Raw genomic sequence first — 16,873 nt, forward strand, 5'->3', positions numbered from 1 at the left:
GCGTTCGGCGGTGATCTGGCCGTAGGCGCTGTAGGACCAGGCACGGGTGGCGCCATTTGGCGAGGTGGTCTGGATCAGCCGGCCAACGGCGTCGCAGGCGTGGTGAGTGACCGCACCGTGCTCGTCCTGAACAGTCGTCCGCCGCCCCAACGCATCGTAGGAAAACTTTCGAACCCCGCCATCCGGCAGGCTTTCCTCGACCAACTGTCCGAGGTCGTTCCACACGAACACATGCCGGCCACTGTCCGGATAACGGATCGACCGCAACCGCCCCTGCAGGTCGTAGTGGTAATGGGTGACATGACCATCCGGATCGACCGCCTCGGTGACATCGCCCTGAGCGTTGCGCCGGTAGGTCCACTCCGCGTCGCCCCGACTACGGCGGTGCAGGAAACCATTGCGGTATTCGTAGGACGTCGGCGCATCGTCCGGCGGAATCAGCGCGATCAGCCGTCCGACATCGTCATAGCGGTATTCGGTGACCGCCCCCAGCGCATCCTGCTCGGCGACCAAGCGGCCCTGCGCGTCGTAGGCCTTGAGCTGCTCTCCACCGTCGGCGGCCACCTGGCGTACCAGCCGCGCCGTATCGTCGTGGACGTAAACCTCTTCACGGCCATCGACGTACTGCACCCGAACGCTGCCGGCGTCATCCCAGACGTAACGCGTGTCCATCTGCGAAAACGACGCCCAGTGCCGCACGCAACGTGCCGCCTTGCCGGCACGCTCCCACTCCCAGAAGAAGCTCGCGCCGCCCGTTAACTGCCGCTGCAGGATGACGTGGGCATCGTCGTAGTCGTAACGCTCGCTCTCGCCAACCGCGTTGGTCGCCTCGATCAGTCGATGACGGGCATCAAAGCGGTAGCTGACCAGCGTCTGCTCGGTGCGCCAGGCAGCTTCGCGCCAGACTTGATAGTCCACGGCCACCAGATGCGCCCGCTCATAACGCAGCAGCAGCGAACGACCGGCCCCGTTGTCGAGGCGCTCAATGCGATCCAGACGATCCCGGGTAATACGCAGCCGATTGCCGTAGGCATCGCTGACAACCGTCAGACGCCCAGCCCGAAAGTGATAAAACCGCGCCGCCTCACCCGCCAAAGCGAGGATCAACTCCTCCGGCTCATCCCCGAGAAAGATCGCCGCCCGCGACAGGCTGTTGTGAATCGCCGGCCGCTCGACACTCGGCAGCGGAAACCGCGTCCGCCGGTTCTCATGGTCAACCCAGACCACGTCATCGCCCTCGACCTCCAGCCGATGCGCCAGCGAATGACTCCAGCCAAACCCCAACCCGACATCGATCTCAACCGCACTGGTGCGATACAACCGGCTGAACTCGAACGGCAACAACCCATCGAGCACGCCATCGGTCAGGGTCAGCAGCTCTTCGCCGGTGACCATCGACACCGGGCAACCGTTGGTGCAGGTGCGGGGGACGCAATCGGCGCTGTCGCCGTTGGGGTTCTTCGCCTGATCAGGCTTGTCGTCGTGATGCTCGTCTTTTTTCAGGGAAGCGTTGCGTTTGGCATCCCAACGCAATTGCATGCGGCCCTTTTTCACCCCGGCGGCGATGCCCCGTGCGGCAACGGATTTGTATTGGTTCACGTAGCCGATGAAGGTGCTGACGATGCCGAACATCGCCTTCATCAGACGCGTCACCGCCGACAACAACTGAGCGCCACGATCCACCAGGCGCAAGGTCAGATACGCAATCCCCGCCCCGGCACCAACGAAGGTCAGCACAACGCCGATCAACACATCGATTAGCAGTTGCACTACCACCATCGATAATGCCTCGGCGGTTTTCCCGGCAATTTCACTGGGTGGCAGCATCTCCAGCCAGAGGCTGGCAGTCCGCAGCAACAAACACAGCGCCGCCTCGTCACTGACGAGCAGTTGAAGCTGCTCCATTTTCTCCGGCATCGACTGCGCGAAATCGGCCAACGCCGTCGCGCTGTCTCCCAGCCGGTCAGCAAACTGAAGAGGATCCTTGAGAATCTCCGACAACAACCCGATGCTGTCCCACACCCCCTCGATCGCCGCCCAGCTCCCGGCCAGCATTCCGTTGCCGGCAGCAGTGGCCACCGACTGCGACCACTGCGGCTTGAAGCCCTGCCACTCGCTGCGCAGCCAACTGTCCAGTTGCCGAGTCAGGCCATCGTAGGACTCGAAAAGCTCATCAACCTGTTGCTCGCTGGCGCCGCCGTGCACCACCACCCGATAGAACTTGCCCGGCTCACCGGCGAACAAACCCTTGCCCTGAGCATCGAGCGTGACGGACTTGACCTCGCCGCTATCCACCGCCACCACATCGACAGCGATGTCGCCCAATGGAATGTCGTACACCGACTCGAACTTGCTCTCGATCTCCATCCGCCCGGTTTCCGGGCATTGCACGACGGCCGAAGAGAAACGTTTGTCGTCAATGGCGACCGCCGTGCTGTGTTCGCCGAAACGGATGATCCGCTCCATCCCCATCAGCGACGGCAGATCGGCTGCATGGCTGATGCTGTCTGCCGAGCGACTGAGCCAATGCCTGAGCTGTTCGCGATAGAGATTGAGGGTACGGGGAAAGCTGTCGAGCGCTTGCTCGATGCGGGTGACGGCTTCCATCAACGCATTCCCATGCGCATGACGAAATGAAAAACCGGGTCGAACATGGGCGTTCCCTCGCGCAAAAATCAGGCGAAGGACTTTGCGGGGGATCAAACAGAAAAGAAGTCAGGCGAGTAGGCGGAGGATGTAGGATAAGTCTGTAACTGATCTTTATCGAATCGCAGATGCAAAAACGGGGCGGGAGGTTTCCCTCACGCCCCGCTCACGGAACAGATGACTTATTTACGAAGAACAGTCCGGGCCGGCCAGCTCCTTCAATTTGAGCTCGGCCAATGGATGTCCTGCCTTGGCGGCCATGGTCCACCAGCGAGCAGCTTCCGAAGGGTCCGGAGCCTTGCTCGGCGTACCGGCAAGACTGATGACACCGACCTGATACGCAGCCTTGCCATCCCCGGCCAGCGCCGCCAGCCGCAGCAACCGGACGCCCTCCTCACGCGCCCCCAGGCCCACGCCGCGAAACGTCAGGATGTGCCCGTAAAAGCTTTGCGCGCCGACATCGCCCAGGTTGGCCATTCGCGCAAATTGCCCTTCGAGCCAACGCCAGCCTCGGGGCTGACGGACAAACCAAGCCCAGTGAAACAGCCTACGGGCGAGCCAGTAACTTGCCCGCGCCTTGAGTCGTAAAAACACTCAGGCCTCCGCCGATTCCGGGTACTCGTACTCAAAGACACGCACCACTTCCGAGGCATGCCATGAGGCGGCGGCAACACCATCGGACGGCCCGGAAAAACGCCCCAGACGCTCGACACATTCAAAGAAACCGGTGCGTGGCAGGCGACTGGCGCCCTGGCTGATGACCAGCGAACTGCGCAACGGTTGTTCGGCTTTCGCGTCCAGCGCAGCCAGATGCTCCAGTGCAGCGGTCAGGGTCTGCATCGCCGGAGTCGGCAATTGCAGACGTTCGAGCAAGGCTCGATAGGTCAGAAGATGGCGCTGCCTGCGCGCCTGGTCCAGCTCCCCCAGCAATCCGTCCCAATGTTGACGACTGATGCGTACGCTCACGATTGTTCCCTCCACCCTGGCACCGTCAACTCCCAGGCCAGGCTGCGGCGAATCGCAGCGTCGGGCAGACGCTCACCGCTTTCGATCATGGCCAGGTAAGACGGGCTGATGCCTACCGTGCGGGCGAGCGCCTCAATGGCGATGCCCTTCCCTTCGCGCAAACTGCGTAATTGATCCAGACCTGGAAGAATCGGGTCCGGTGTGGCCGCAAGCGGCGCTGGAGCCGGTTGCGACGATGCTTCGTTAATGCCTGCTGCTTTCAGTAGAGCCTGATACTGAGCCCATGGCAGAACCGCATATTCGGGTTCGCCATCGCGTGCAATTATCTGAATATCCATGACTACCCCGTAGGACAACAACACTTAGCGAGTCGGCACTTTTCCCTAGAAGTGTAATCCTAGCAGCGGCCAAGGTCGTGGGGGGTATCTATCTGTATAAGAGGCTGTCGCGATTCAGGACTTTTTCGGACCCTGAAGCTGAAGTTGTTCGGGTGTATCGGGCAATCGCTCGACAACCCTGAGCTTTTCCGGCGCCTGCCGTTGACGCCACAAACGGAACGCACTGAGCTCGTCGTCGAGGGTTTTCATGACCCAGGCAAGAACCGCAATGTCATCGAGCATGCCGAAAACGGGAATGAAATCCGGGATCGCATCCACCGGACTGAGGAAGTACATCAGGGCCGCAACGACCGAAACAATGGCCTTGGGACTGATCGCGCGATACTCGCCACGCCAGTACGCCAGACACAGCGCCTGGAGCAGGCGCAGATCATCCTTCAGCTTGCCGAGACGATTGCCCTGGGCGGCGCCTTTGCTGGCCACGGCAAACAGCAGCGTCGGCAAACGGCCACGGGCCAGGAGTCGTCCGGCCAATGGCAGGAACCGGGCGAAATCCCATGGAGTTTTCATCTATTTCTCCCGTTGAAATGTTATCCACACAAATTGTGGATAACCTTGTGAACAGAGCTGCATTTCAACGCTGAGAGCCCCGGTTCATAAGGGCTGCGCTCAGATCGGGCGTTTTTTACTCACATAAAAAACCCCAATATTTCATTGACTTGGCGGCTCAGGGCGTCTAGCGCGGGCAGCTACAAAGTCTAGGACTGTCGTGGCGCCTGTCGGTTCGCTCTGTTTACGCCGGGCGCCGACCAGATGCAACAACGCCCCGCATTAGCGAGGCGTTGTTGTCGAAACCGGGGCCAATTACTTGGCTGCGGCGTCTTCCTTGGCTGGATCCTTGATGGCCAGCAGTTCCAGGTCGAAGACCAGAACCGAGTTGGCCGGAATCGCCGGGCTTGGCGATTGGGCGCCGTAAGCCAGATCGCTAGGGATGTACAGCTTGTACTTCTCGCCAACGTGCATCAGTTGCAGGCCTTCGACCCAACCCGGGATCACACCGCTGACCGGCAGATCGATCGGGCTGCCGCGCTCGACGGAGCTGTCGAATACGGTGCCGTTGGTCAGCTTGCCGGTGTAGTGAACGGTCACTACGTCGGTAGGCTTAGGCTGTGGGCCGTCGGCTTTCTTGACCACTTCGTACTGCAGACCGGAAGCGGTGGTAGTCACGCCAGCTTTCTTGCCGTTTTCTTCGAGGAATTTCTTGCCGGCGGCTGCCGACTCTTCACTCATCTTGGCCATGCGCTCTTCGGCACGCTTTTGCAGTGCAGCGAAGGCTTCGACCAGATCTTCATCTTTCAGCTTCTGTTCTTTCTTGCCGACGGCATCTTCGATGCCCTGGGCTACCGCTTTGGAGTCCAGATCATCCATGCCTTCCTGAGCAAGGCTCTTGCCCATGTTCAGGCCGATACCGTAGGAAGCTTTTTGCGCCGGGGTTTTCAGCTCTACGCTGGTCTGCGAGTCACAACCCGCGAGTACCAGGCTAACCAGGGCAACCGCCGCCGCCAACCGATGCTGTTTCATGCTATTTCCTTGTTCATGCGCCGAAAGGGCAATCGAGTAAAGCCGCGAGCTTATCAGGCCGCCACGACCAATGGCTACCGGCATGAGAGCAGGAATCTTCCGATAAGTTCAGGGATTAAAAAGCATTTGGGCAAAGCCATGATGAAGCTTCTGTCATCTTGCCCTGACAGTGACCGATACCCCTTCCCACAACACTTGGCGTAATGGCCACTTGCCGCACACGACCCGGCTCAGGCATAACAGCGCAACAACTCGACAAGGATGTTCATCTTGCGCCTCTTATTCCGTGTACTGATGCTGATCGTGGTACTGCTGGGACTGGTCCTGGCGGTGGTTCTCTACTATGTCGCCAATCCCAAATTGCCCTTCCCCGCGCCTGCAAAACAGGTGCATTACCTGAACCAGTGGACTGAGCAAGAGCGCCAGACCTATTACTTCACGCCGCAAGGCACTCAGGTCAAAGGCCTGCGTTATGAGTGGTTCCAGGCTCTGGAGCTGCCGTTCTCGCAGCAACGTTTCGCGTCCCCGGAATACCTCGCACGCTTCGGTTTTCTGATTGATCCGCAACAAAAAGCCACGCCGAACAACCCGGGGAATCTGCCAGTGGGTTTCACCCGGCATCAGAATCCGGGCAGTTCCGAGCAATATCTGGACATCACCTGCGCGGCCTGCCACACCGGTGAACTGCATCTCAATGGCCAGGCCGTGCGCATCGACGGCGGCTCGGCGCAGCACGTATTGCCTTCCAGCGTTCCTACATTGCGCGGAGGCAGTTTCGGGCAGGCCCTGGTTGCCAGTCTGGCTTCCACTTACTACAACCCGTGGAAATTCGAACGCTTCGCCCGAAACGTATTGGGCAACGATTACGACGCGCACCACGAACAACTGCGCAAAGACTTCAAAGGCTCGCTGAACACATTCCTGAAAGTGGCGTGGAACGACACCCATCGCGGCCTCTATCCCACCGAGGAAGGTCCTGGCCGAACCGATGCATTCGGACGGATCGCCAACGCGACCTTCGGCGACGCGATTTCCCCGAGCAATTACCGCGTGGCCAACGCTCCCGTGGATTACCCGCAACTGTGGGACATGTGGACCTTTGACTGGGTGCAATGGAACGGCTCGGCGCAGCAACCGATGGCTCGCAACATCGGCGAGGCGCTGGGGGTTGGCGCGACCTTGAATTTCTTCGATGCCAACGGCCAGCCGCTGCAGGGTGATGAACGTTACGCCTCGAGCGTGCGCGTGCGCGATCTGCACAAGATCGAAGAAACCCTGCAAAAACTACAGCCGCCCGCCTGGCCGGAAGAACTGTTCGGAACAGTCGACAAGCCACTGGCGGCCAAGGGGCGAGCCCTGTTTGCCGAAAACTGTGCCGGCTGCCATGTCCCTCGGGTGACGCAAGAAGCTGAACGCTGGGTCCAGCATCTGCACATGCTGCCGGTGGATGTCATCGGTACCGATCCGAACGCGGCCAACAACATCGCCAACCACCGTTTCGACCTCACAGCCCTGCAATGGAATCCGGCAGAGTTGGAGCAAATGGACGTGAAGTTACACCCCACGCCCAAAGAACCGCTCGACCTCAGCCAGTTATCCGTGGCCAAAGGTCTGGCTTACGTGACGGCATTCGTTGAAAACCGCGCTTATCGTGAAGCGGGCGTCACAGCGGAGGAAAAACCAAAACTCGACGGTTTCGGTCTGCCCATCGGCGTACGCGAGAAAATCGCCTATAAGGCTCGCCCGCTCGCCGGTGTGTGGGCCACCCCGCCATTCCTGCACAACGGCTCGGTGCCGAGCCTGTATCAACTGCTGTCGCCGCAGGATGAACGCTCCACCACGTTCTACAAAGGCACTCTGGAATACGACCCTCGGCATCTGGGTTATCGCACCGAAGCCTTTACCAACGCGTTCCTGTTCGACACGCGCATCACCGGCAACCACAACAGTGGCCATGAATTCCGCGCTGGCGAGCGTGGTAACGGGGTCATCGGGCGGTTGCTGCAACCAGAGGAGCGCTGGGCGCTGCTGGAATATCTGAAAGTGCTGGGCGGCCCACTGGAGGCGCAATTGCCATGATCTTCAATTCGTTCAAGAAGCCATCGATGCTGGCGCGTTTCTGGTTGTGGCTGGGGCGGTTGCTGGGCAAAACCCTGCTGTTCTTGCTGGTGATCGGCCTGATCAGCTGGGCTTTGGCGACCGCCTGGTTTGCCTGGCAGCACCGGGGACCGGTATCGGCACGGGAGCAGATTCCGGACGGCGAAGCGGCCATGACGCAGGACGTTATCCAGACCGCTGTGCGAATTGTCGATCAGCACCGGGAAAGCACGCGTTTTCTGCGCGACGCCCATGCCAAGGCCCACGGTTGTGTGAAGGCCGATGTGCAAGTACTACCGGATCTGCCTCAGGATCTGCGGCGCGGTGTGTTCAGCGAGCCGGGCAAGATCTGGCAGGCGACGATGCGCCTGTCCAACGGCAACGCCTATCCGCAGTTCGACAGCATCCGCGATGCCCGGGGCATGGCGATCAAATTGCTCGATGTGCAGGGCAAGCAGTTGCTGGGTGATCGTCAGGGCCTGCACGAGCAGGATTTCGTGATGTTCAGCCATCCGAATTTCTTTGTCAGCGATGTCGCTGAATATCGTCAGAATGTGGCAGCGCAGGCTGATGGCAAGAAGGTCATGGCGTTCTTTCCGGGCTGGGACCCGCGAAACTGGCAGATCAGGCATTTGTTCATTGCGTTGGCAACGCTTTCTCCACCACCAGAAAGCCCGACGCGTACGACCTACTTTTCGGTTTCGCCCTACAAGTTCGGTGAGGCCAATGCGAAATTTCGGGTGATGCCGGATCCGGACAACTGCCCGGCCTACACGCTGCCGAAGCAAAACCAGGATCTGCCGAACTTTCTGCGCAGTGCGTTGAATCAGCAACTGTCCACGGATCGGGTGCCTGCGTGTTTTGTGTTGCAGATCCAGCGCCAGGACGCGAACAAGTACATGCCGATCGAAGACACAAGCATCGAGTGGCGCGAACAGGACAGTCCATTTCAGACCGTAGCCAAAATCACCCTGCCCCCGCAGGACTTCGACACCCCGGCCCTGAACCTGCAATGCGACAACCTGTCGTTCAACCCCTGGTTCGGAATCGACACCCATCGCCCGATTGGCGGAATCAACCGCCTGCGCAAAGCGGTGTATGAAGCAGTGAGTGATTACCGGCATAGCCGCAACGCCAGCCAGTAACAAACCGCAGAAACGAAAAAAGCGACCCGCAGGTCGCTTTTTTTTCATGCCCGGACGAGCAAAAAGCCAATCGCCAGACAGCAAAAAGCCCGCACTTGGCGGGCTTTCCGTGGTGACCTGGCGTTCAGTGTTCCAGGTTACCGAATATGGCGCAGCGGACGGGACTCGAACCCGCGACCCCCGGCGTGACAGGCCGGTATTCTAACCGACTGAACTACCGCTGCGCGAAACGCTTGAAACGAATGGTGGGTGATGACGGGATCGAACCGCCGACATTCTGCTTGTAAGGCAGACGCTCTCCCAGCTGAGCTAATCACCCTTCGCTTCGTTACGGGACGCATTATGCCACAAGTTTTCGTAAAGTGTTGATTTAATTGAAGTATTTTTCAAATAAATCCGAAAACCGGTGAAACGACACATTCCGCATGTACAACTCGAGGCAGAAAAAAACCCGCCTTGGCGGGTTCTTCCGTGGTGACCTGGCGTTCAGTGTTCCAGGTTACCGAATATGGCGCAGCGGACGGGACTCGAACCCGCGACCCCCGGCGTGACAGGCCGGTATTCTAACCGACTGAACTACCGCTGCGCTAAACACTTGAAACGAATGGTGGGTGATGACGGGATCGAACCGCCGACATTCTGCTTGTAAGGCAGACGCTCTCCCAGCTGAGCTAATCACCCTTCGCTTCGGTGTGGCGCGCATTCTACGGAGCGACCCAACCTCTGGCAAGCACTTTTTTAAATAATTTTCTCAGGCCTTCCAAAGGCTTAGAGAAGGGTTGGCCTATGACCCGGCGAAGACAATAATGCCCCCCTTTGTATAAAGGAGAGACTCACCCCATGTGGTTCAAGAACCTGCTTATCTATCGCCTGACCCAAGACCTGCCTGTCGATGCCGAGGCGCTGGAAACTGCACTGGCCACCAAACTGGCGCGTCCATGTGCAAGCCAGGAGTTGACCACCTACGGTTTCGTCGCACCGTTCGGCAAGGGCGAAGATGCGCCACTGGTGCACGTCAGCGGTGACTTCCTGCTGATTTCCGCCCGTAAAGAAGAACGCATCCTGCCAGGCAGCGTCGTGCGTGACGCGGTCAAGGAAAAGGTCGAAGAGATCGAAGCCGAGCAGATGCGCAAGGTCTATAAGAAGGAACGCGATCAGATCAAGGATGAAATCATCCAGGCGTTCCTGCCGCGCGCCTTTATTCGTCGCTCGTCGACTTTCGCTGCCATCGCGCCGAAACAGGGCCTGATTCTGGTCAACTCGGCCAGCCCGAAACGCGCCGAAGACCTGCTCTCCACCCTGCGCGAAGTGATCGGCACCCTGCCGGTTCGCCCGCTGACCGTGAAAACCGCACCGACCGCCGTGATGACCGAATGGGTCACCACCCAGCAAGCCGCCCCGGACTTCTTCGTCCTGGACGAATGCGAACTGCGCGACACCCACGAAGATGGTGGCATCGTCCGCTGCAAGCGTCAGGACCTGACCAGCGAAGAAATCCAGCTGCACCTGAGCACCGGCAAAGTGGTGACTCAACTGTCGCTGGCCTGGCAGGACAAACTGTCGTTCATGCTCGACGACAAGATGACCGTCAAACGCCTGAAATTCGAAGATCTGCTGCAGGATCAGGCGGAACAGGACGGCGGCGATGAAGCCCTCGGCCAACTGGACGCCAGCTTCACCCTGATGATGCTGACCTTCGGCGACTTCCTGCCGGCGCTGGTTGAAGCACTGGGTGGTGAAGAGACGCCGCAGGGAATCTAAGCCTCTGCCCAGTCTTTAAGTTATCTTCAAACGCCACCGCTTCGGTGGCGTTTTCACATAATAAGGAACAGGCCATGCGCGCACTGGCTGCACTGAGTCGTTTTGTCGGCAACACCTTCGCTTACTGGGTTCTGATTTTCGCCGTGGTCGCGTTTCTGCAACCGGCGTGGTTCCTCAACCTGAAAGGCGCCATCGTGCCGCTGCTCGGGCTGGTGATGTTCGGCATGGGCCTGACCCTCAAACTCGACGACTTCGCCGCCGTCGCCCGCCACCCATGGCGTGTGGCGCTGGGCGTGGTCGCGCATTTCGTGATCATGCCGGGAATGGCGTGGCTGCTTTGCCAGGTTTTCCACCTGCCGCCGGAAATCGCCGTCGGGGTGATACTGGTTGGTTGCTGCCCGAGCGGCACGTCCTCGAACGTCATGACCTGGCTGGCTCGGGGCGATCTGGCGCTGTCGGTAGCCATCGCAGCCGTCACCACCCTCCTCGCCCCGCTGCTGACGCCGGCGCTGATCTGGCTGCTGGCCTCGGCCTGGTTGCCGGTTTCGTTCATGGAATTGTTCTGGTCGATTCTGCAAGTGGTGTTGCTGCCGATCGTACTCGGCGTGGTGGCGCAACGTGTACTCGGTGAAAAGGTCCGACATGCGGTGGAAGTGTTGCCGTTGGTATCGGTGGTCAGCATCGTGATCATCGTCGCCGCAGTGGTGGCTGCCAGTCAGGCGAAAATCGCCGAATCCGGCCTGCTGATCATGGCCGTGGTGATGCTGCACAACAGTTTCGGCTATTTGCTGGGTTACTTCACCGGGCGCCTGTTCGGTTTGCCGCTGGCTCAGCGAAAATCTCTGGCGCTGGAAGTCGGCATGCAGAACTCGGGGCTGGGTGCCGCGCTGGCCAGTGCGCACTTTTCGCCTTTGGCGGCGGTGCCGAGTGCGCTGTTCAGCGTCTGGCACAACATTTCCGGGGCGCTGCTTTCGACGTACTTCCGACGCATGAGCGAGAAGGAAGATCGTGAGGCTTTGGCTCAGCAGCCTGCAGACTGACCGGAACCCCGGCGCACATTATTAGGTACTATGTGCGCCACGCGGGGACGACCCTGCGGCTCAATCGAGTTTTCAATCCGGGGACGGCCCCGTCAATCGATGGAGGTCTTTCATGTCCTGGATCATTCTGTTTTTCGCCGGTCTGTTCGAAGTCGGCTGGGCCGTCGGCCTGAAATACACCGATGGCTTCACCCGTCCACTTCCGACCGTTCTCACCGTCGCCGCCATGGCGGTCAGTCTTGGCCTGCTGGGCCTGGCGATGAAAGAACTTCCGCTGGGCACGGCTTACGCGATCTGGACCGGCGTCGGTGCCGTGGGCACGGTGATTGCCGGGATCATTCTGTTCGGTGAGTCGATGGCGTTGATTCGGCTGGCCAGTGTTGCACTGATCATCACCGGGTTGATCGGGCTCAAGGTCAGCGCCTGAGCCATTGCCGCCATCCTTCGGGGATGGCGGCTTCACCCACATCAGCTACCTGACTGCCCCGCGCAACTCTCCGACCAGCGCCTGCAACTCGGCAGGCTGAGCCGACTCGACCGCCACTGGCGAGCCCGCCACCAGCGTCACTCGCGACCACAAGCGGTGAAACAGTCCTTTATTCGGATCGCGACTGAAGAAACTCCCCCACAACCCCTGCAACGCGAGCGGAATCACCGGTACCGGTGTCTCTTCGAGAATCCGCGTCAGCCCGCCCTTGAACTCGTTGATCTCGCCATCGGCGGTCAACTTGCCTTCCGGGAAGATGCACACCAGTTCACCGTCCTTCAGATACTGGGCAATCCGGGTGAAGGCCTTTTCGTAGATCTGGATGTCTTCCTGGCGTCCGGCGATAGGAATGGTCCCCGCCGTGCGGAAGATAAAATTCAGCACCGGCAGGTTGTAGATCTTGTAGTACATGACAAAGCGAATCGGCCGACGCACCGCGCCGCCAATCAGCAAGGCATCGACGAACGATACGTGGTTGCACACCAGCAACGCCGCGCCCTCATCGGGAATCGCTTCAAGGTTGCGATGCTCGACGCGGTACATGGAATGGCTGAGCAGCCAGATCATGAAACGCATGCTGAACTCGGGGACGATCTTGAAGATGTAGGCGTTGACGCCGATGTTCAGCAGCGACACAGCCAGGAACAACTGCGGAATCGACAGCTTGACCACGCTCAGCAACACGATGGAGACGATGGCCGAAATCACCATGAACAATGCGTTGAGGATGTTATTGGCGGCAATCACCCGCGCCCGCTCGTTCTCGGCGGTGCGTGACTGGATCAGCGCATATAAAGGCACGATGTAGAAACCGCCAAAGATGCCGAGGCCGAGGATGTCGACCAGCACAGCCCAGGTGTGACCGAAGCCCAGGACTTCAATCCAGCTGTGGCCAACGGCACTCTCCGGGATTCCACCGGAATGCCACCACAGCAACAGCCCGAAAACCGTCAGGCCGAACGAGCCGAAAGGCACCAGACCGATCTCGACCTTGCGCCCGGAAAGCTTCTCGCAAAGCATCGAACCCACGGCGATGCCGACCGAAAACACCGTAAGAATCAGGGTCACCACGGTTTCGTCGCCGTGCATCCATTCCTTCGCGTAAGCCGGGATCTGCGTCAGATAAATCGCCCCGACAAACCAGAACCACGAGTTGCCGACAATCGAGCGCGACACCGCCGGCGTCTGGCCCAGACCGAGTTTCAGCGTGGCCCAGGACTGGCTGAAAATGTTCCAGTTCAGGCGCATTTCCGGCGAAGCGGCGGCCGCTCGCGGAATGCTGCGGCTGGCGAGGTAACCGAGTACGGCGATGCCGACAATCGCGGCCGACACCAGCGGTGCATAGTGCGACGAGGACATGATGACCCCGGCGCCGATGGTGCCGGCCAGAATCGCCAGAAACGTGCCCATTTCCACCAGACCGTTGCCGCCGACCAGCTCATCCTCGTGCAAGGCCTGCGGCAGGATCGAATACTTCACCGGCCCGAACAGCGCCGAGTGCGTGCCCATGGCAAACAGTGCCACCAGCATCAGCGACAGGTGATCGAACAGGAAACCGACGGATCCCACGGCCATGATGGCGATTTCTGCAAGCTTGATCAGACGGATCAGCGCATCCTTGGCGAACTTCTCGCCGAACTGTCCGGCCAGCGCCGAAAACAGAAAGAACGGCAGAATAAACAGCAGCGCACACAGGTTGACCCAGATCGAGCGGTCACCTTCGATGGTCAGCCGATAGAGAATGGCGAGGATCAGCGATTGCTTGAACACGTTGTCGTTGAACGCGCCCAGCGACTGAGTGATGAAGAACGGCAGAAAGCGCCGGGTACGCAGAAGGTTGAACTGTGAGGGGTGACTCATCTTCCGTGTGTCCCTGATGTTGGGTAACGAGTGGCCTGGATACGCTTATTGGAATGTCGATCCGCGATCCAGGCCACACCTTACCTAAACTTTTCAGGTTATTTCTTCAAACCTGCAATGCACGGTGAAACAAACAGCTCGCCGCGCCAGGCGCCTTGCAATGTGCGCTTGCCGACGATCAGCCACATCACCGCCAGCAACGTCACCAGCACGCAACCGGCCACGCTGAAGAATGTCAGGTGCAACGTGCTGCCCAGTTTCAGGGTCGCCAGCGAATACACGCCCAGCGGAAAGGTAAAACCCCACCAGCCGAGGTTGAACGGGATGCCGTCGCGCAGGTAACGCACGGTGATCAGCAGCGCCATCAACATCCACCACAAGCCAAAGCCCCAGAGCGTGATCCCGGCCACCAGACCCAGGCCCGAGGCAATTTCACCGATCCCCGGCAGGCCGTTGGCCGCGAAGATCGCTGGCGCATCGCCGCCCAGCAGCAACATGCCCAGGGCACCGGTGCCGATCGGCCCCAATGCGAGCCAGCTCGATGCGGCCATGTTTTCGTGAGGCAGTTTGTGCAGGGCCATGCGCAACAGCAGGATGGTCAGAATGCTGAACGCCACCGGTAGAGAAAACGCCCAGAGCACGTAGCTGGTCGTCAGCACCACCAGTTGCGAGTGCGCGTCGACCAGATGCGGCGCGAGCAGTCCACCGCTGGCCGCCGCCACTTCCGCCGCCACCACCGGCAACAGCCAGACGGCGGTCATCTGATCGATGCTGTGTTCCTGTCGGGTAAACATCATGTAGGGAATCAGCACACCACAGGCCAGCGACATCGCCACGTCCAGCCACCACAGCACTTCAGCCAGATGGATGACACCCTCGCCCCAGCGCGGCAGACCGAACAGCAGAAAACCGTTGATGATGGTCGCCAGGCCCATGGGAATGGTGCCGAAGAACATCGAAACCGTGGAGTGCCCGAAGATTCGACGCGCCTCGTCGAAAAACAGAATCCAGCGCGCGGCGTAAGCAGCGGTAAACAGCACGAACAACAGAATGTTGAACATCCATAGCCCTTCGGCCACGGCGTGCAGTCCCGGGATGGCGACGGGCAGTTGCGCCAGCGCTAACGCCAGCACACCGGTACCCATGGTCGCGGCGAACCAGTTCGGTGTGAATTGGCGGATCACTTCACGGGGATGCTGAAGCTGGCTGAAAGGCTTGATACCGGGTTTGGCACTGTTGGGGCAAATCATCATGAACTCCTGTCCTCAGGTGAGGTTGAGTCCATGGTAGAACCGAATCGAATATCTATATAACGGGTAATTTCTCTAACTGTTATCTATTTTGCAGATATAGGCCTAAACGCTGCCCTCAGTCTCGATCACCAGAATCCGCGCGGCGCCTTGCGGGTGGGCAACATGCTCGGTACCGACGGAGGCGTAGAAGATGTCACCGACATCGAGTTGCACCTGCTTTTCTTCGCCCTCTTCGCGGTAGCGCATAAGCACCTGACCGTCGAGCACCACGAACACTTCCTCGCCGTCGTTGACGTGCCATTTGTACGGCTGATCGGTCCAGTGCAGGCGCGTGGTGATGCCGTTCATGTTGGCGATGTCGAGCGCGCCCCAGGCACGCTCGGCGGTGAAGGACTTGCTGCGGATAATCTTCATGAATCGATCCGTGAGAAGAATGGGCTGGCCAAGGCTAACCGAATCCGCAGGTTTATGGCGCGCTGCAGGTCTTGGCCGCCTGCGCACGGAAACTCATCAACAGCGCGCCGACCGCCAGCACGATCAGTACCGCGCCATACACATCGGTGGTCGCCAGCAGGCCCAGGCTGTGGGTGAAGTGCCCGGCCAGCAGCGCCGGCAGACAGAACGCCAGGTAACTCAGCACATAAAATGCCGACATCAACCCGGCCCGTTCGTGGGGCAACGCCAGCGGCACCAGACTGCGCACCGCCCCCAGAAACCCGGAGCCGAATCCACACCCGGCGACCAGCGTACCGAAGAAGAACAACGACAGACTGGCGCTGTGCACGCCCAGCAGCATCAACACGATGCCGGCCGGTAACAGGCTTGCGCCAAGTTGCAGCGCCCGGGAAGCAGGACGATTGCGCAGGGTGAAAATCATCAACGCGCCGGTAACGGTCAATGCCGCCACGGTCGCGCCGCCAATCAGATTGGAAGTAGAACCGGTCGCCGTGCGTACCAGCGACGGAGCGAGCGAGGCATAGAAGCCGCCGAGTGCCCAGGTCGCGGTGTTCAACGGCAATACCCGCCAAAGCGTGGAACGAGCCTGAACCGGCACATGCAGGGTCGGCCGCAGCGAGGCCCACGCTCCGGCCTGTGGCGAAACGCTTTCCGGCAGGCGCCAGACATAAACGCCCTGCAACACAAACAGCACGAGCAGCAGCCAATAGGTCAGTTGCAGTGGTGCAGGCGCGAATTCCACCAGCAAACCGCAGCCCATCGAACCTAGCGCCATGCCAAGCAACGGCGCCACACTGTTGATCAGCGGCCCTTGTTGACGGTCAGTGTCCAGCAGCGTCGCGCTCAACACAGCGGTAGCCATGCCGGTGGCAAATCCCTGCAGCACTCGCGCGCCGATCAGCCAGCCGACACTGTCGGCGTAGATAAACAGCAGCATCGCCAAGGCGTTCAGGACAACCGCGGTGAAAATCACCGGTTTGCGTCCCAGGTGATCCGACAGCGAACCGACCGTCAGCAGCGCGGCCAGCAGACTCAGCGCGTAAACGCCGAAAATCAGGGTCAGCACCGCTGCCGAGAAATGCAGGTGGTCCTGATAGAGGTGATACAACGGCGTCGGCGCGGTGGATGCGGCGAGAAAACTGAGTAAGGTGATCGCCAGAAACCACAGGCTGGAACGGTTGGAAGCAAGGCCGGACATGAGCACACTCCTTAAAAGCTATTTTTTTGCTTTTGCGGAGTGTGC

15 protein-coding genes and 4 tRNA genes are annotated in these 16,873 nt (G+C 59.8%); 5 read left to right on the forward strand and 14 right to left on the reverse strand.

The window, feature by feature from the left end:
* The 6 genes from ACKLNA_RS24785 to ACKLNA_RS24810 form a co-directional block, all read right to left on the reverse strand.
* Positions 1–2,607, reverse strand: a 2,607-nt coding sequence (locus ACKLNA_RS24785; RefSeq protein WP_408987389.1) for a DUF6531 domain-containing protein, incomplete at its 3' end; no start/stop codon positions are given.
* Positions 2,608–2,832: 225 nt separating this feature from the next.
* Entirely contained in the window at positions 2,833–3,240 is a 408-nt protein-coding gene (locus ACKLNA_RS24790; RefSeq protein WP_408987390.1) for a sel1 repeat family protein, read from the reverse strand.
* Positions 3,241–3,612, reverse strand: a complete 372-nt coding sequence (locus ACKLNA_RS24795; protein WP_003223109.1) for a hypothetical protein — start codon at positions 3,610–3,612, stop codon at positions 3,241–3,243.
* Positions 3,609–3,950, reverse strand: coding sequence for a multiprotein-bridging factor 1 family protein (locus ACKLNA_RS24800; protein WP_408987391.1), 342 nt, complete (start codon positions 3,948–3,950; stop codon positions 3,609–3,611). Before ACKLNA_RS24800 ends, ACKLNA_RS24795 begins: the two co-directional genes overlap by 4 nt.
* Before the next feature lie 114 nt (positions 3,951–4,064).
* Positions 4,065–4,520 carry a YkvA family protein gene (locus tag ACKLNA_RS24805; protein ID WP_408987392.1) on the reverse strand — a complete coding sequence of 152 codons (456 nt, stop codon included), beginning with the start codon at positions 4,518–4,520 and terminating at the stop codon, positions 4,065–4,067.
* A 294-nt stretch (positions 4,521–4,814) separates the two neighbouring features.
* Positions 4,815–5,531, reverse strand: coding sequence for an FKBP-type peptidyl-prolyl cis-trans isomerase (locus ACKLNA_RS24810; RefSeq protein ID WP_201227346.1), 717 nt, complete (start codon positions 5,529–5,531; stop codon positions 4,815–4,817).
* A gap of 270 nt (positions 5,532–5,801) precedes the next feature.
* On the opposite strand from ACKLNA_RS24810, the gene ACKLNA_RS24815 reads away from it, so the two are divergent.
* The gene (locus ACKLNA_RS24815) at positions 5,802–7,610 is read left to right on the forward strand and encodes a di-heme-cytochrome C peroxidase (RefSeq protein WP_408987393.1); all 1,809 of its coding nucleotides are present in this window, start codon (positions 5,802–5,804) and stop codon (positions 7,608–7,610) included.
* Between the two features lie 26 nt (positions 7,611–7,636).
* Positions 7,637–8,773 (forward strand): catalase family protein, encoded by a 1,137-nt coding sequence (locus ACKLNA_RS24820; RefSeq protein ID WP_408987534.1) that lies wholly within the window; start codon positions 7,637–7,639, stop codon positions 8,771–8,773.
* A 147-nt stretch (positions 8,774–8,920) separates the two neighbouring features.
* Here ACKLNA_RS24820 and ACKLNA_RS24825 read toward each other — a convergent pair.
* The 4 genes from ACKLNA_RS24825 to ACKLNA_RS24840 all read right to left on the reverse strand — a co-directional run bounded on the left by ACKLNA_RS24825 (position 8,921) and on the right by ACKLNA_RS24840 (position 9,454).
* A tRNA-Asp gene (locus ACKLNA_RS24825) sits at positions 8,921–8,997 on the reverse strand.
* Between the two features lie 19 nt (positions 8,998–9,016).
* A tRNA-Val gene (locus ACKLNA_RS24830) sits at positions 9,017–9,092 on the reverse strand.
* Between the two features lie 190 nt (positions 9,093–9,282).
* Positions 9,283–9,359, reverse strand: a tRNA-Asp gene (locus tag ACKLNA_RS24835).
* A 19-nt stretch (positions 9,360–9,378) separates the two neighbouring features.
* Positions 9,379–9,454 (reverse strand) — tRNA-Val (locus tag ACKLNA_RS24840).
* 159 nt (positions 9,455–9,613) lie between these two features.
* Here ACKLNA_RS24840 and rdgC point away from each other — a divergent pair.
* The 3 genes from rdgC to sugE all read left to right on the forward strand — a co-directional run bounded on the left by rdgC (position 9,614) and on the right by sugE (position 12,001).
* Positions 9,614–10,534, forward strand: a complete 921-nt coding sequence (gene rdgC / locus ACKLNA_RS24845) for a recombination-associated protein RdgC (RefSeq protein WP_007950430.1) — start codon at positions 9,614–9,616, stop codon at positions 10,532–10,534.
* 74 nt (positions 10,535–10,608) lie between these two features.
* Positions 10,609–11,574 (forward strand): bile acid:sodium symporter family protein, encoded by a 966-nt coding sequence (locus tag ACKLNA_RS24850; protein ID WP_408987394.1) that lies wholly within the window; start codon positions 10,609–10,611, stop codon positions 11,572–11,574.
* 112 nt (positions 11,575–11,686) lie between these two features.
* Positions 11,687–12,001, forward strand: coding sequence for a quaternary ammonium compound efflux SMR transporter SugE (sugE, locus tag ACKLNA_RS24855; protein ID WP_085682912.1), 315 nt, complete (start codon positions 11,687–11,689; stop codon positions 11,999–12,001).
* A 45-nt stretch (positions 12,002–12,046) separates the two neighbouring features.
* On the opposite strand, the gene ACKLNA_RS24860 is transcribed toward sugE, so the two are convergent.
* The 4 genes from ACKLNA_RS24860 to ACKLNA_RS24875 form a co-directional block, all read right to left on the reverse strand.
* Complete coding sequence (locus tag ACKLNA_RS24860) at positions 12,047–13,921, reverse strand: MFS transporter (RefSeq protein WP_408987395.1); 1,875 nt, start codon at positions 13,919–13,921, stop codon at positions 12,047–12,049.
* Between the two features lie 98 nt (positions 13,922–14,019).
* A complete protein-coding gene (locus tag ACKLNA_RS24865) occupies positions 14,020–15,171 on the reverse strand; it encodes a TDT family transporter (protein WP_408987396.1) in 1,152 nt (383 codons plus the stop codon).
* A gap of 105 nt (positions 15,172–15,276) precedes the next feature.
* Complete coding sequence (locus tag ACKLNA_RS24870; protein WP_248742967.1) at positions 15,277–15,588, reverse strand: cupin domain-containing protein; 312 nt, start codon at positions 15,586–15,588, stop codon at positions 15,277–15,279.
* A gap of 52 nt (positions 15,589–15,640) precedes the next feature.
* Positions 15,641–16,828 carry an MFS transporter gene (locus ACKLNA_RS24875; RefSeq protein ID WP_408987397.1) on the reverse strand — a complete coding sequence of 396 codons (1,188 nt, stop codon included), beginning with the start codon at positions 16,826–16,828 and terminating at the stop codon, positions 15,641–15,643.
* Positions 16,829–16,873 lie beyond the last annotated feature (45 nt).

Origin of the sequence: Pseudomonas sp. UV AK001 (genome assembly GCF_046097675.1) — a bacterium.
In the GTDB taxonomy this organism is placed as follows: Bacteria; Pseudomonadota; Gammaproteobacteria; order Pseudomonadales; family Pseudomonadaceae; genus Aquipseudomonas; species Aquipseudomonas kribbensis.